A 14,381-nucleotide genomic window follows, 5' to 3' on the forward strand; every position below is an offset into this window, starting at 1 on the left:
TATCCGCCAACATTATTGCAGCACGACAATGCAAATCCGCCCCACCCCTTGAAAATCAAGCACTTGGCCTTCTGGCACACCCTTTGCTAAAGATCATGCTATCGGCGCTTGAGCAGCAGGCGCCGCAGCAGGCGGGCGGAGCACCTCAAGCGGTGCGCCGCCCGCCCTCCAGGACCCAGCAAGGAGCAGCGCGTGCCGACGATTATGGACGAATCCACCACCCACGACAGCCTGGCCAATCATGGCTTGCTGCCCGGCCTGGCTGCCTTGCAAGATGGCAACACCGGCTGTGCCGACATCTGCATCGCCGTGCTCGACGGTCCCGTCGATACCAGCCACCCCTGCTTTGCCGGCGCCAGGCTGCAACTGCTCGACACGCTCGCCACGGGTGCCAGCGGCAGCGGCCGGGCATCGCAGCACGGCACGCATGTCGCCAGCATCATCTTTGGCCAGCCGGGCAGTCCCGTCACGGGCCTGGCTCCCCATTGTCGGGGCTTGATCCTGCCCATCTTTGCCGACCGCGCCGACGGCGCACTGACGCAATGCACGCAGCTCGACCTGGCCCGCGCCATCACCCAGGCCGTCGAGCACGGCGCGCACATCATCAATGTCAGCGGCGGCGAACTGTCCGACAGCGGCGCCGCCGATGGCCTGCTGCAAAAAGCCATACAGCTGTGCCATGAACGCAACGTCCTGCTGATCGCGGCGGCGGGTAATGACGGCTGCGATTGCCTGCATATTCCCGCCTCCATCGAGTACACGCTGGTGGTCGGCGCACTGGACCGCCAAGGCGCGCCCATGCCCAACAGCAACTGGGGCGCGGCCTATCGCGCGCGCGGCATCATGGCGCCCGGCACCGACATCCTCGGCGCCGCTCCCGCAGGGCGCGTGCGGCTCAGCAGCGGCACCAGCTTTGCCACCCCGATCGTCTCGGCCATCGCAGCCTTGCTGCTATGCCGGCAACACCAACATGGGGATCGTCCTGACCCTCGTGGAGTTTGCAGCGCATTGCTGCAGAGCGCAACGCGTTGCAACACCAATGGCGAGCTGGACTGTCGCCGCCTCCTGACTGGGACATTGAATGTGCCGGGCGCCACTCAACTATTATTAAAAGGGAAAATTGAAATGTCAGACGATACTGTGATTGAAGCGAGCCCAGCCAATGCCGACACTTCCGCGCAGGCGCATCCGCTCAGCATTCCCATGCTGGAAACCCCCTCCCTGGCCAACCTTGCGGGCCCTTCCGGCGCGACGCGGCAAGGCATCGCCGCTTCCGGCATCGATGCCTCCGATTGCGGCTGCGGCGGCGGCAGCGCCAAGGGGCCAACCCTGGTGTATGCGCTGGGCAACCTGGGCGTCGACTTCGGCAGCGAAGCGCGCCGCGATTCCTTCGTCCAGGCCATGCCATCGGATAGAAACAATCCGAGCGATCCGCAGCAATTGATCGAATTCCTGCGCGCAAAGCCATATTTCCGCCAATCACTGACCTGGACCGTGAACCTGGACGCCACGCCGATTTACGCGGTCGTCCCCGTCGGTCCGTATGCCGACCTGACCTATGAACTGCTGTTCGAAGCCTATGTCGGCACCATCGATGGCCTGGTCGTCATGAATTCGTTTCCCGGCATAATCTCGGGCGCCGCCAGGCTGATGTCCGGCCAGGTCGTTCCCGTAATCCAGCCGGCCATCCGGGGCATGTTCAGCTGGAATGTGCCGCAGCTGATCGACAGCCTGATGGCGGTGCAGGACAGCCTGGACATCAACAGCAGCAACACGGGCGCGCGCCTGGAAAACTTTCTGAACCGCATCTATTACGACTTCCGCAACCTGGGCGTCACGGGCATGGACCGCGCGCTCAACTTCTCGGCCACGAATGCCATGCAAGCGGCGGAAATGCTGGCCAAGACCACCGGCATGCAACTCGATACCATCGTCGTGCAACAGAGCCCCGTGTGCCGCCCGGGCTCCGAGTGCTACGACATCATCATGACCTTCTTCAACCCGGAAAACCTGCAGGTAGCCAACACGGTCGCCCGTTTCGCCGTCGACGTCAGCGACGTGATACCGGTCAGCGTCGGCGCAGTGCGCTACTGGTCGCAACGCTGACGCCAACAGCATTGAAATTGTCGGGGTTCGTGGGCGCAGCAATGCGTGCACGCGCTTCAGCATACGGTCGTTGGCGGGAAACGATCAGCACCGTACTTCGGTACGCACACCCATTGCCGTTGCCCGCGGCGGCGCCACCACAAGGAGCTTTAAAATGAACAATCTGCCATTGCAAGCCAAAGCCGTACAACGCAGCCCCAGCATCTCCGCCATCAGCCAGGGTGTCGCCCCTTCCGGCATTACCTGCACCCTGTGCAAAGCGGCTTGCGGCGCCTTGAGCGGCACCGCACAGCAACTCTGCCTGATGGCTTGCAACGCCACCGTTTGCTGATCAAGCCAGCAAGATCGAGCCATCCCGGCTAAACCGGGCATGCCTGCGGGCGATGAGTTTCTCGTCGCCCGTTCCCCCTGCCGGCATCCCCCACGAAGGAAGCAGGACGGCGATGCGACTCGCCACCAAGCCCGCCTGTTTCGCGCAGTACGCATGCCCTTGCGCGTGCCCTTGTCAACGCACAAACCCGCGCCCCGCGCTGCTTGCGCTAAAACAAATCCAGCTGCCCCGCATTACCTTTTTTTACTTTTGCGCCCAGCGGCGGCACCACCAGCGGCCGGCGGAACTGCGTGCAATCGAGCTGCTTGAAGCGGCCGCCCTTGCCGTGCAAGCCCAGCCGGTGCACGGCTTTCTCGAAACGCTGGCGGATGAGATCGGCCCACACGCCCTCGCCCCGCATGCGCGTGCCGAACGCGCTGTCGTAATCCTTGCCGCCACGCATTTCGCGCACCCGGTTCATCACGCGCTGGGCCCGCTCCGGGAAGTGCGCTTCCAGCCATTGCTGGAACAGCGGGCTCACTTCCCACGGCAGGCGCAGCACGACATAATGGGCGTGGATGGCGCCCGCGTCGCGCACGGCTTCGAGCAACTGCTCGATTTCCGGCTCCGTCACGAACGGGATGATGGGCGCGATGCTCACGCCCACGGGGATGCCCGCCTCCGTCAGGGTGCGGATGGTGCGCAGCCGCCGCGCCGGAGCGGCCGCGCGCGGTTCCAGGGTGCGCGCGATGGCCGGGTCGAGCGTGGTGACTGTGACGGCCACGGCCGCCAGGCGTTTGGCCGCCATCGGCGCCAGAATATCGATGTCGCGCTCGATCAGCGACGATTTCGTGATCAGCGCCACGGGGTGGTCGCATTCGTGCAGCACTTCCAGCACGCGCCGCGTCAGTTGCCGTTCGCGCTCGCACGGCTGATACGCATCCGTGTTCACGCCCAAGGCGATCGGTTCGGGCACATACGAGGGCTTGGCCAGTTCGCGCCGCAAGAGTTCCGGGGCGTTCACCTTGGCGTAGATGCGGCTTTCGAAGTCCAGGCCCGGCGACAGCCCCAGATAACTGTGCGTGGGGCGGGCAAAGCAATAAATGCAGCCGTGCTCGCAGCCCCGGTACGGGTTGAGCGATACATTGAACGGCAAATCGGGCGAAGCGTTGCGCGTGAGAATGGTGCGCGCCTGCTCGTCGCTGACCTGCGTCTTCCAGGTGGGAGGCCCCGCCTCCCCGGCCGCCTCATCCAGGCCGCCCACGCTCCAGCCATCATCGAAACCGCCGCGCGCGTGCGCCTCGTAGCGCCCTTGCAGGTTCGACACGGCGCCGCGGCCCTTGCGGGCTTTCAGCGATTGCGGCGGCAACATGGCTTGCCCGGCGAAGCTGTCATCGTGCTCTGGAATGATTGCTTTCATGAACGGCCCCATCAACTGTATATACGTACAGTATACTATGCCGCTGGGCGGGCAAGATCAAGGGCTGATGTGATGCCGTTTCAAGCTTTTTCACCGTGCGGCATGACATAACTCAACTGCTGTGCGACAAAGCCGTCAAATGCGGCGATCAAGGGAACGAAGCGAGCCGCGTCCTGCTCCAACTGCATCAGGGCATAGCACGTCGCTTCCAGGGTTGATAACTGGTCTGGCGCATGCGCCTTGCGGATCAGGTAATGGGATGCGGGCGTATCGCGCAGGGGCAGGCGCGGCAGCTGTTGCAACAGCGGATTCAGATACAGCATCTTGCGGCTCTTGCGCCAGGTGGCGTCCAGCACCACCAGCCGCACTCGGGCAAGATCGAGCAAGCTGGCAGGGTCGAGCGCCGGCGGCGGGGCGATGCCCAGCGAACGGTCGCCGGGCGTATCCGGATACAGCAGCACGTTGTGCTTGTCAGCCAGCAGTTCGGCGAGCGTATCGGGGGCAAACTGCTCGCCCGTCAGCATGCGGCTGTTCGGCAGGCTCAGGTGCAGCAGGCGGGCACTGCCTTTGGCATTGTGAACTTCCAGCGGATGCTGCAGGATCAGCACTTCCACGGCGTGGGAAACGGGGGCGATCCAGCGGCAGATGCAGCTCGATACGGCGCGCAGGCAGGCTGGGCAGCGTGCGCGTTTGGCCGGTTCAGCCAGGGAGGACGATGCAGCGCCAGGGCTGGCGGGATGGCTTGAGCCAGGGCTGGAGCTGGGGCTGGAGGTACGGCGGGTGGTCATGGCGGAGCGCGTTCGCGGCTGTCTTCAAGCCGCGATTGTAGCGCCCGCGCCATGCCAAGGGGGAATCTGCGCTTAAGAATCCGGTCTTAAAACTCTTCCCATTCGTCGGCGCCGGAGGCCACCGGCGTCTTCGGCGTGCGTGCACGCACCGCTTCCGCTTGCGCCGCCTTGTCCGGCGAGGTCGCGGTCACGGCGGGTGCTGGCGTGCGGGGTGCTGGCGCGCGTCGCATGGCGGGCCGCGTGGCGGCGCGCGTGGCAGCCGCCACTGGCGCAGACGCCGTCACGGACGGGCTGCTACGGTCGGCAGCATATTGCTGCGTGGCATCGAGCTTGAACACGCCCACGACCTCGGCCAGCCTGGCCGCCTGTTCCTGCATGGACTCGGCCGCCGCGGCCGCTTCTTCCACCAGGGCCGCGTTTTGCTGCGTCACCTGGTCCATCTGGCCGATGGCCTGGTTGACTTGTTCGATGCCGGCGCGCTGTTCATCGCTGGCGTCGGTGATCTGGTTCATGATCTGCGTCACGTGGCTGATGCTTTGCACGATCTCGTCCATGGTGCGGCCCGCCTTGTCCACCAGTTGCGAACCGGCCTCGACCTTTTGCACGGAATCGTCGATCAAGCCCTTAATTTCCTTGGCCGCCGCGCTGGAACGCTGCGCCAGGTTGCGCACTTCGGAGGCCACGACGGCAAAACCACGGCCCTGTTCACCGGCCCTGGCCGCTTCCACGGCCGCGTTCAGGGCCAGGATATTCGTCTGGAAGGCGATGGCGTCGATGACGCTGATGATATCGACAATCTTGCGCGAGGAATCATTGATCGAACCCATGGTGCTGACCACTTCCGACACCACCACGCCGCCCTTGCTGGCGATCTGCGAGGCGTCGATGGCCAGTTGATTCGCGCTGCGCGCATTGTCCGCGTTGAGTTTCACGGTGGAAGTCAGCTCTTCCATGGAAGACGCCGTTTCTTCCAGCGAACTGGCCTGCTCTTCCGTGCGTGACGACAAGTCCAGGTTGCCGGCGGCAATTTCGCTCGACGCCGTGCTGATCGATTCGGTGCCGGCGCGCACCTGGCCCACGATACTCACCAGTTTATCGTTCATGTTTTTCAGCGCATGCATCAATTGCCCCGTCTCATCGCGGCTTTCCACGACGATATGGCTGGTCAGGTCGCCAGCAGAAACGGCTTCCGCCACCTCGACGGCACGCGTGATGGGACGCGTGATCGAGCGCGTGATCCAGTAGGCGCAGGCGATGCCCAGCAAGATGGCCACCACGCCCAGCGAGATCAGCAGCATGCGGCCATTCTCGTAGCGCGAACGGATTTGCGCGGCCGTTTCATCGAGCAATTTGGCTTCCAGCAACTCCAGCTTCTTCAGCGACGCCAGGTAGATGTCGCGCTTGACGGCCATGTCGCCTTCGTACAGGCGCTTGCCCAGCTCCAGGTCGCCCGCATTCTTGGCCTTGAACACATTCTTGCGCACTTCCGTGTACGCCTTGCGCGTGCTCAACACTTCCTGGTACAGCGCTTGCTCGTCCGCGCTCAGCTCGCTCTTGCCGATATCGTTCTGGATTTCCGTGGCGCGTGCCGACGAGACCGCCATTTCCTGTTCAAACTGCTTCTGGTGTTCGGGATCGCTGACTTTCCAGGCAGCCGCCGTGCGCGCCGCGTTGACCTCGATGACCTTGGTCCATTCGGCGATCAGGCGCTCATTGCGCACCTTGACGTTGACGAGCGCATCGGTTTCCTTGCTGGCGCTTTGCATCTGCACGATGCCCACCACGGTCAGGCTGGTCAACAGGAGCAGGACGGCGGCAAAACCGCCACCGAGACGTACGCCGATTTTGAGGTTTTTCATTGCGTGATTCCTATCTGAAAAAAACAATGCACAGACGCCACGAAACCGACTTACCGCTACACATCAATATAGCAGGCATCTGCCGTGCGGCAATCACGAACGGCGACGCAAGGCCATCCACGTCGCCAGAATGGCAGCACGCCGAGGCGCACCACTTTGGAGCAGATTGTGAGTGAATCAGAATGGTATTGCAAGAAATAACATGCAGAAAAGCAACAACCAGAAGGCGCTATGCCGCCACGAACGGGCGGCAGGCAAGCAAGGTCAGTTTTGCTTCACATAGATCAATTTTGACGTATCGAACCCCAGGCCGCCGGCTTTTTCGATCAGGCGCTGCTGCAAGGCGGGGTCCATGCTGGGCGTGCGCGACAACAGCCAGAAGTATGACTTGTCCGGGCCGCTGATCATGGAATAGCTGTAATTTTGCTGATCGAGGTCGAAGACGATGTAGGAACCATAAAAGGGGCCGAAAAACGACACTTTCAGGTAGCCCGCGTCTTTCTTGTCCACGAAATACGCCTTGCCTTCCGCTTCCTTCCATTTCGCATCCGCATCCTTGTAGCCGCGGTTGAGCACTTTCAGGCCGCCATCCTGGCGCAGGCTGTAATCGGCCGTCACATGGCTCAGGCCCCGCTCGAAGGAATGGTCGAGGCGCGCGATCTCATACCATTTTCCCAGATAGCGGGTCGTGTCGAAGTTGCTGACAGGCACAATATTCTCGGGGCGGCCCACGCAGCCGGCCAGCACGAGCACACACAGGAACAGCAGTTTTTTCATGGTCTTCTCCATCGGGTGAATCAGGGTGGCAGCGTCAGGGCAGCAATGCGCGGTCGACGATGCGGCGGATTGCGCCATTGGTTTGCATGCGCACGATGGCGGCATTGAATTGTTCGATAAAGTCATCGCGATAAGGATGGGCGGCAGGCTGGCGCGCCGTAAAACCCAGGTGGCCTTGCTGGCTGGCCAGCTGCGCCGTTTCCTCGATTGCCTGCATCGGCGTGCCCGGCGGCCCCTCGCGCCGGATGCGCTGCAATTCCCACTGCGCCGACAGGCGGTCGCTGACATAGCAATCGATGCGTCCGCGCATCAGCTTGAGCAAATTCGTGCGCGTGCCCTTGGCCGGATCGAGCACGATTTTTTCAGCGCGCAAGGACGCCATCAACCCCGCGTCGCCCGGCAGGAAACCGGCGTTCACGCCGATGTGCAGGCCGCCGTAATCGGCGGGCCATTGCCGCAGCGTGCGTTTCGCCAGCACGTCCCGGTTGCACAGCACCACCAGCTGCTCCATCAACAGCGGCACGGAATAGCGCACGTACGGCCGCTCGCTGCGCCACGAATACGGCGGATACAGGGCGAAGGCCTCGCCCGTCTGCAGCATCAGCAGCCCCCGTTTCCAGGGCACGGGGCGCAGCTGCACCGCATACTGCGGCATCGATTGCGCCGCTTCGCGCACGATCTCCGTATAAATGCCTTTCAGCTGGCCGTTTTCAACGTAGGAGTACGGCGGATAGTCGTCGTCGCCATAAATCACCAGCGGCACCGCCGTGCCGGCCCGCGCGCCGGCGGCGATAAACAGGCATAGCGCGGCAGGCAGGATGAGCATTCTGGACATGCCCGAAGAGTAGCATGGAAGGGGCCAGCGCCATCACCCGTTTGCACTGTTCGTGCCCAGCATGTCGTCGAGCTGCGCCAGGGTGTTGGCGTCCTTCACGACGGCGCGCAGCCACAGGTGCAGCGGCAGCTCGCCCCAGCTGGCGGCCTTCTCGGCCAGGTAGGCGACTGGGCTGTGCGGCTCCGTGCGGCGGAAGAAATCGGCCACCTGGCGCAGCTGGGCCAGCGCCTGCTGGCGCTGCACGATGGCGCCGCCGCCCTCGCCGGCGGCCTGGCCGGCGGCGGCCGGCGCGCCGATAAAATCGGCGCCTGGCGACAGCGGCGCGATAAAGTGAATGGCGTTTTCCAGCGCTTCGCGCGCGGCGCGGAAACTCGGGCCGTCGGCGCCGAAACGCGCATCGACGCTGCGCTCGAACGCCAGCAGCGACTGCATGCAGTACTGCGCATCGGCCAGCAAGGCGTCGGAAAAGGCGCGCGTGTTCCTTTGCCGCGCCGCCTCCATCTGCGCCAGGGTTGCCGCTTCGTCGTGGCGCGCGTCGCCCCAGCCCTGATCCGCCGCGCCCTGCGCCAGGCTGGCGGCCGCGCGCTGGCGCGCCGCATCGAAATCCTGCAGCGAATACAGGCCGTCGGCGCCTTCGGTCAGCGGGATCTCGCGCAGCAGCTGCGGCGTGCGCGACAACAGCCAGAAGACATTGCCGATGCGCTGTTCCTGGTCGCCCTCTTCCGCCGGCGGGTACAGGCCATCCCAGTAACGCTCGCACAGGCCGGCCAGCAGCGCGTAGCCATCGCCCAGGCCACGGAAGTGGCGCGTCTTCGCGTGCGCCTCGGCCAGCCACACGGCCATGCGCAAATCCTTGCTGCGCGCCGCGATCAACTGTTCGCAGCGCGTCGCCACGAAGGGCCAGTCGGCTTCCTTCAGCGCCGTCACCCACTCGCCCTGGTCCAGGCTCGGGTCGTCGTGCTGGCGCGCGCGCGCGATGGCGTCGAGCTCCTGGCTGAAGGTGAGGTCGTCGCCGCAGGGGCTGACGGCGCTGACGGGGTGCAGCAACTGCTCCAGATTGAACATGGCGCTCTCCGGAAGGTGGATTATCGGATCGTGTACTTGAACTGCCCCTGCTTGTTCGCGCTGACGCGTATCGACGCGACCGGCTCGCCTGCGGCCATGCGCGCCAGCACCGCTTCGGCGATCGCCGGCAGCAGGCTGCCGTTGAGGATCTGGTCGACATTGCGCGCGCCCGAATCGACCTCGGTGCAGCGCGCCAGCACGGCGTCGACCAGGCCCGCGTCATGGCTGAACTGCGCCTGGTGGTTGCGCGCGATGCGCGCGCCGATGCGCGCCAGTTTCAGGGCGATGATCTCGGCCAGCACCGCGTCGTTCAGGGGATAGAAGGGCAGCACCTTCAGGCGCCCCAGCAAGGCCGGCTTGAAGTGCGCCACCAGTTGCGGTCGCACCAGTTCTTCCAGCGCGACCGGCGTGGGCAAGTCCTGCGCCGCCCGGTTCAGGCAGGCGGCCATCATCGCGCCCGAACCCAGGTTCGAAGTGGCGATGATGATGGTGTTGCGAAAATCGACTTCGCGCCCTTCCGCATCGTCGAGCACGCCCTTGTCGAACACCTGGAAGAACAGTTCCAGCACGTCGGGATGAGCCTTTTCCGCTTCATCGAGCAGCACCACGCTGTAGGGCTGGCGCCGCACGGCCTCCGTCAGCACGCCGCCTTCGCCATAGCCGACATAGCCGGGCGGCGAGCCTTTCAGGCCGGCCACGCTGTGCGCTTCCTGGTACTCGCTCATGTTGATGCTGATGAGCTTGCGCTCGCCGCCATACAGCAAGTCGGCCAGCGCCAGCGCCGTCTCTGTCTTGCCCGTGCCGGACGGCCCCGTGAACAGGAACACGGCTTGCGGCTTGTTCGGGTCGTCCAGGCTGGCGCGCGCCGTGCGCACGCGCTGCGCCACCGCCTCGATGACGTGGTCCTGTCCCAGCACCCGTTCGCGCAGCGCGCCGTCCAGGGTCAGCACCGTGCGGATCTCGTCCTTGAGCATTTTCCCCAGCGGGATGCCGGTCCAGCCGGCGACGATGCCGGCCACCACCTGCGCATCGACTTCCAGCGGCGACAGCGGCGCGTCGCCCTGCAGGGCCGCCAGTTCATCCTTCAGCGCCAGCAGGCGCGCCGCGCCGATCTCGCCCGGCCGCTCGCCGCGCAGCTGCGCGCGCAGCTCGCCGATCTGCGCCACCAGCGCCTTTTCGCGCTCCCAGCGCTGCGCCAGCGCCGCGACCGCCGCCTGCCCGTCGTCATGCTCGCGCCGCAGCTGCGCCAGGCGCGCGGTGCCGGCTTTATCGGGCACTTCGCCGTCGGCCGCCTCGCGGGCCAGGGCGGCGATTTCCGCGCCGACGCGTTCCTGGCGCCGGTGCGCGTTTTCCAGCTGCGCCGGCGTGGCGCGCTGGCCCAGCGCCACCTTGGCGCACGCCGTATCGAGCACGCCGATGGCCTTGTCGGGCAGCTGGCGCCCGCTGATGTAGCGGTGCGACAGGCGCACCGCCTCGACGATGGCGGCGTCGCGCACGCGGATGCCGAAATGGCGCTCCATCAGCGGCGCCATGGCGCGCAGCATGGCGCAGGCGATGTCTTCGCTGGGCTCTTCCACCTTCACCACCTGGAAGCGCCGCGCCAGCGCCGCATCCTTTTCAAAATACTTTTTGTACTCGCTCCAGGTGGTGGCGGCGATGGTGCGCAGGGCGCCGCGCGCCAGCGCCGGTTTCAGCAGATTGGCCGCATCGTTCTGCCCCGCCTGGCCGCCGGCGCCGATCATCGTATGCGCCTCGTCGATGAAGAGGATGACCGGGTGCGGGCTTTTCGTCACCTCGTCGATGACATTTTTCAAACGGCTTTCGAATTCTCCCTTCACGCTGGCGCCGGCCTGCAGCAAGCCCATGTCGAGCGCGTGGATGCGCGCGCCCTGCAGCACCTCGGGCACGTCGCCGGCGGCGATGCGCAAGGCCAGGCCTTCCACCACGGCCGTCTTGCCCACGCCCGCCTCGCCCGTGAGAATCGGATTGTTCTGGCGCCGGCGCAGCAGGATGTCGACTGCCTGGCGTATCTCCGCCTCGCGGCCGATCACGGGATCGAGCTTGCCGTCGCGCGCCAGCTGCGTCAGGTCGGTGGTGAACTGGTCCAGCGCCGGGGTTTTGCTGGCCAGGCTAGCAACAGGATCGTCGCCGGTGTCGGCAAGCCGCGGCACTGCCGCGCTTTCCTCCTCGCCGGAGCCGGCCGTGAGCTTGTCCGGATGGTGCTTCAATTGCTCCACGCTGAAGCGGGCGAACAGCTTCGAGCCGCGGTACGCGAGCTGCGACAGTTCCGGCTCCGTCAGCAGCGCCAGCAGCAGATGGCGGCTGCGGATGGGGCCCGGCTGCGCCGTATCCAGCGAGGCGATCAGCCAGGCGTGTTCGAACAGCAGCGGCAAATGGGGAGAGAAGACGGGCGTGCGCGCGCTGCCCGTGCGGAAGCCGCCGATCTCGCGGCGCAGGTCCGCCTCCAGCGCCGTCAGGCTGATTTCGCTGCGCCGCGCGATGGTGACGAAATCGCTGCGCTCCTGCTCCAGCAGCGCCAAAAACAGGTGTTCGATATCGACTTCGTACTGGCCCAGCCCGACGCAGATGGCGGCGGCGCGGGTGGCGGCCGTGCGCGCCGTGTCATTCAGTTTGGCGATCAGGGTTTTCAAGTTATTGCTCATGCGGCGGCTCCCTTGCGGTTGATCGAATAGCGCAGCGACGACGGCTGCAGCACGGCGTCGAAATTGACCGTCTCGCCGCCGGACCTCACGGCCAGGGTGCCGCTGATGACGAAGCCGACCCGGTTGATGGCGCCGGCCTCGCGCTCCAGGCGGGCGCGCACATTGCGCAGGCGCGGCTCGTGGCGTTCGATGGCGGCCTTCAGCGCGGCGCAGATGCGGGCGCGGTCATCGCTGCTCGACAGGCACATGCCGGCGAAATCGATCAAGCCATAGTTGACGATGGACGCCGCGCATTCCGGATAGGCGTCGAGCGCGCCCGGCGGCAGGGCCACGCGCGTATTGAGCAGTTCTTCCAGGTCGCGCGCCACCGCATCCTTCAACTGTTCCAGCGACAGGCGCGGCGCCACGCCGCCCGCCGCACCGCCGTCGCCCATCAGGCGGTCGAACAGGCCAGGTACATAACTGTCCATGCGCACTCCTGAAAAGTCGGCGCGGCGCAGGCGCAGGTGGCCGCCGCGCGCCGCGCGAGGATGGATCAAGCCACGCGGTTCGCGGCCAGGTCCCAGCCGCCCGAGGTATTGCCGCCGGCGCCGCCCGTCACTTTTTGCTGCGTGTATTTCCACTTCACCTTCGAGAACTTGAAGCCGACGTGTTCACCGAGGATGTCGCCTTCTTCCACGTTCGGCGTGACGGCGCCGATCAGCACATTCTCGATTTCGATCTCAAAATACTTGACGCGTTCGCCCTGGCCGTCGGCGCGCATGAATTCGAAGCGCGCCTTGGGGATGGTCTTGCCGGCCGAGCAGGTCTGCAGCAGCACCGGCGAGGCCAGGTCGGCCAGCTTGGAAATGACGATGTCCTTGTGCTCGCAGCGTTCGGCCGTGTGGCCGCCGCCCGTCGACGCGGTGGCGGACTTCGGCTGCTCGACGCTCCAGCTGACCGATTTGCACTCGATCCAGTCCTTGTGCTTGTCATCGGTGGACTCGCCCTTGATGCCGTCTATCTGCAGATATACATCGATTGCCATGGTGTGCTCCTGTGGTTGAAAGAGGGGTGGATCAGGAATTGGTCGACTTCGGCAACTCCGCGACCAGTCGGAGCGAAACGGACAGCTCATCGAGCTGAAAATGGGGACGCAGGAACGACACGGCGCGGTACACGCCGGGCCGGCCCGGCACTTCATGCACCTGCACGGACGCTTCGCGCAGCGGGAACTGCGCCTTCTGTTCCTGGCTGGCGTTATCGTCGAGCAGCACGTACTGCATCAGCCAGCGGTTCAGAAAATCTTCCACATTGGAGGCGGCGGCAAAGCTGCCGATCTTGTCGCGCATCATGGCCTTCATGTAATGGGCGATGCGCGAAACGGCGAAGATGTACTGCAGCTGCGACGACAGCACCGCGTTCGCGTTGGCGGCGTCGCTGTTGTACTTGCGGCTTTTCTGCGCCGATTGCGCGCCGAAGAACGCCGCATACGCCGTGTTCTTGCAGTGCACCAGCGAGATGAAACCCAGGTCGCTCAATTCCTTTTCGCGGCGGTCGGTGATCGCCACTTCGGCCGGGCATTTCAGGGCCACGTCGCCCTCGTCCGTCTTGAAGGTGTGGGTCGGCAGGTCGTCCACCAGGCCGCCGCCCTCGACGCCGCGGATGGCGGCGCACCAGCCGTAGTCGGCAAAGGCGCGCGTCAGCTTGCAGCCGAACGCATACGCGGCGTTGCACCACAGGTATTTGTGATGGTCGCTGCCGTCGACTTCCTCGACAAAATTGAAACCTTCGACGGTCGTGCCGTCGACGGGATTGAACGGCAGGCGGCCCAGGAAGCGGGGCAAGGTCAGGCCGACATAGCGCGCATCCTCGGATTCGCGGAAGGCTTTCCATTTCGCGTACTCGATGGTGTCGAACACCTTGGCCAGGTCGCGCGGCTTGCCCAGGTCGCCGTAGCTTTCCAGGCCAAACAGTTCCGGCGCGGCCGAGGCGATGAACGGCGCATGCGCGGCGGCGGCGATGTGCGACATCTGTTCGACGAAATACATGTCTTCCGGCTGGCGCGAGATGGCGAAGTCGCCCAGCAGCGCGGCGAACGGCGCGCCGCCGAAGGTGCCGAATTCCTCTTCATACACCTTCTTGAACATGCTGCTCTGGTCGAACTCCAGCGCGGCCTGGAAATCCTTCACCAGTTCGCGCTTGGTGGCGTTGAACATGCGGATCTGCAGGCGCGTGCCCGTATCGGAATTACCGACCAGGTAGCGCAGCCCGGTCCAGCTTTGTTCGAGCTGCTGGAACGGCGCCGCGTGCATGATTTCGCTGAGCTGGGCGGAGATCAGGCGGTCGATTTCCGCCACGCGCGCATCCAGCGTGGCCGACAGGCTGCTGGACATCAGCACCGTGCCGTCGAGCACCTGCGCCACCAGTTCCGAGATCAGGTCGCGCGCACGCGCATGTTCGGCGCCGGACTTGGCGACGCGGCTTTGCTCGACGATCTGGTCCAGCAAGTCGGTGGCGGCCGGCGCATCGGGTGCGGATACAGCGAGGGATTCTGGGGCTTCTGCCTGGGCGCTCAT

12 protein-coding genes are annotated in these 14,381 nt (G+C 65.0%); 2 read left to right on the forward strand and 10 right to left on the reverse strand.

Features of this window, described 5'->3' with window-relative positions:
* The first annotated feature begins 192 nt into the window (after positions 1-192).
* Positions 193-2,106 (forward strand): S8 family serine peptidase, encoded by a 1,914-nt coding sequence (locus tag BZG29_RS20955; protein WP_216350322.1) that lies wholly within the window; start codon positions 193-195, stop codon positions 2,104-2,106.
* Positions 2,107-2,260: 154 nt separating this feature from the next.
* Complete coding sequence (locus BZG29_RS28235; RefSeq protein ID WP_158301208.1) at positions 2,261-2,437, forward strand: hypothetical protein; 177 nt, start codon at positions 2,261-2,263, stop codon at positions 2,435-2,437.
* Between the two features lie 208 nt (positions 2,438-2,645).
* Here BZG29_RS28235 and BZG29_RS20960 read toward each other — a convergent pair whose 3' ends face one another.
* The 10 genes from BZG29_RS20960 to tssC all read right to left on the reverse strand — a co-directional run bounded on the left by BZG29_RS20960 (position 2,646) and on the right by tssC (position 14,381).
* A complete protein-coding gene (locus tag BZG29_RS20960) occupies positions 2,646-3,788 on the reverse strand; it encodes a PA0069 family radical SAM protein (protein ID WP_077409216.1) in 1,143 nt (380 codons plus the stop codon).
* A 128-nt stretch (positions 3,789-3,916) separates the two neighbouring features.
* Positions 3,917-4,624 (reverse strand): tRNA-uridine aminocarboxypropyltransferase, encoded by a 708-nt coding sequence (locus BZG29_RS20965; RefSeq protein ID WP_077407173.1) that lies wholly within the window; start codon positions 4,622-4,624, stop codon positions 3,917-3,919.
* Between the two features lie 86 nt (positions 4,625-4,710).
* Positions 4,711-6,483, reverse strand: a complete 1,773-nt coding sequence (locus BZG29_RS20970; RefSeq protein WP_077407176.1) for a methyl-accepting chemotaxis protein — start codon at positions 6,481-6,483, stop codon at positions 4,711-4,713.
* Positions 6,484-6,747: 264 nt separating this feature from the next.
* On the reverse strand, positions 6,748-7,260 hold the full coding sequence (locus BZG29_RS20975) for a lipocalin family protein (protein ID WP_077407179.1): 513 nt from the start codon (positions 7,258-7,260) through the stop codon (positions 6,748-6,750).
* Positions 7,261-7,294: 34 nt separating this feature from the next.
* Positions 7,295-8,095, reverse strand: coding sequence for a transporter substrate-binding domain-containing protein (locus tag BZG29_RS20980; RefSeq protein ID WP_077407182.1), 801 nt, complete (start codon positions 8,093-8,095; stop codon positions 7,295-7,297).
* Positions 8,096-8,128: 33 nt separating this feature from the next.
* Positions 8,129-9,160, reverse strand: a complete 1,032-nt coding sequence (gene tssA / locus BZG29_RS20985) for a type VI secretion system protein TssA (RefSeq protein WP_077407185.1) — start codon at positions 9,158-9,160, stop codon at positions 8,129-8,131.
* A gap of 20 nt (positions 9,161-9,180) precedes the next feature.
* On the reverse strand, positions 9,181-11,823 hold the full coding sequence (gene tssH, locus BZG29_RS20990) for a type VI secretion system ATPase TssH (RefSeq protein ID WP_077407189.1): 2,643 nt from the start codon (positions 11,821-11,823) through the stop codon (positions 9,181-9,183).
* Positions 11,820-12,293 (reverse strand): type VI secretion system baseplate subunit TssE, encoded by a 474-nt coding sequence (gene tssE, locus BZG29_RS20995; RefSeq protein ID WP_077407192.1) that lies wholly within the window; start codon positions 12,291-12,293, stop codon positions 11,820-11,822. Before tssE ends, tssH begins: the two co-directional genes overlap by 4 nt.
* 65 nt (positions 12,294-12,358) lie before the next feature.
* Positions 12,359-12,850, reverse strand: a complete 492-nt coding sequence (locus BZG29_RS21000) for a type VI secretion system tube protein Hcp (protein ID WP_034750126.1) — start codon at positions 12,848-12,850, stop codon at positions 12,359-12,361.
* Positions 12,851-12,881: 31 nt separating this feature from the next.
* Complete coding sequence (tssC, locus tag BZG29_RS21005; protein ID WP_077407195.1) at positions 12,882-14,381, reverse strand: type VI secretion system contractile sheath large subunit; 1,500 nt, start codon at positions 14,379-14,381, stop codon at positions 12,882-12,884.

This window comes from Janthinobacterium sp. LM6 (assembly GCF_002002885.1).
GTDB lineage: Bacteria > Pseudomonadota > Gammaproteobacteria > Burkholderiales > Burkholderiaceae_D > Janthinobacterium > Janthinobacterium kumbetense.

Coding starts and splice junctions, on each gene's coding strand:
- BZG29_RS20960 (WP_077409216.1), bottom strand. CDS start 3,788: ATGTTGCCGCCGCAATCGCTGAAAGCCCGCAAGGGCCGCGGCGCCGTG.
- tssE (WP_077407192.1), bottom strand. CDS start 12,293: ATGGACAGTTATGTACCTGGCCTGTTCGACCGCCTGATGGGCGACGGC.
- BZG29_RS21000 (WP_034750126.1), bottom strand. CDS start 12,850: ATGGCAATCGATGTATATCTGCAGATAGACGGCATCAAGGGCGAGTCC.
- BZG29_RS28235 (WP_158301208.1), top strand. CDS start 2,261: ATGAACAATCTGCCATTGCAAGCCAAAGCCGTACAACGCAGCCCCAGC.
- BZG29_RS20975 (WP_077407179.1), bottom strand. CDS start 7,260: ATGAAAAAACTGCTGTTCCTGTGTGTGCTCGTGCTGGCCGGCTGCGTG.
- tssC (WP_077407195.1), bottom strand. CDS start 14,381: ATGAGCGCCCAGGCAGAAGCCCCAGAATCCCTCGCTGTATCCGCACCC.
- BZG29_RS20970 (WP_077407176.1), bottom strand. CDS start 6,483: ATGAAAAACCTCAAAATCGGCGTACGTCTCGGTGGCGGTTTTGCCGCC.
- BZG29_RS20980 (WP_077407182.1), bottom strand. CDS start 8,095: ATGTCCAGAATGCTCATCCTGCCTGCCGCGCTATGCCTGTTTATCGCC.
- tssA (WP_077407185.1), bottom strand. CDS start 9,160: ATGTTCAATCTGGAGCAGTTGCTGCACCCCGTCAGCGCCGTCAGCCCC.
- BZG29_RS20965 (WP_077407173.1), bottom strand. CDS start 4,624: ATGACCACCCGCCGTACCTCCAGCCCCAGCTCCAGCCCTGGCTCAAGC.
- tssH (WP_077407189.1), bottom strand. CDS start 11,823: ATGAGCAATAACTTGAAAACCCTGATCGCCAAACTGAATGACACGGCG.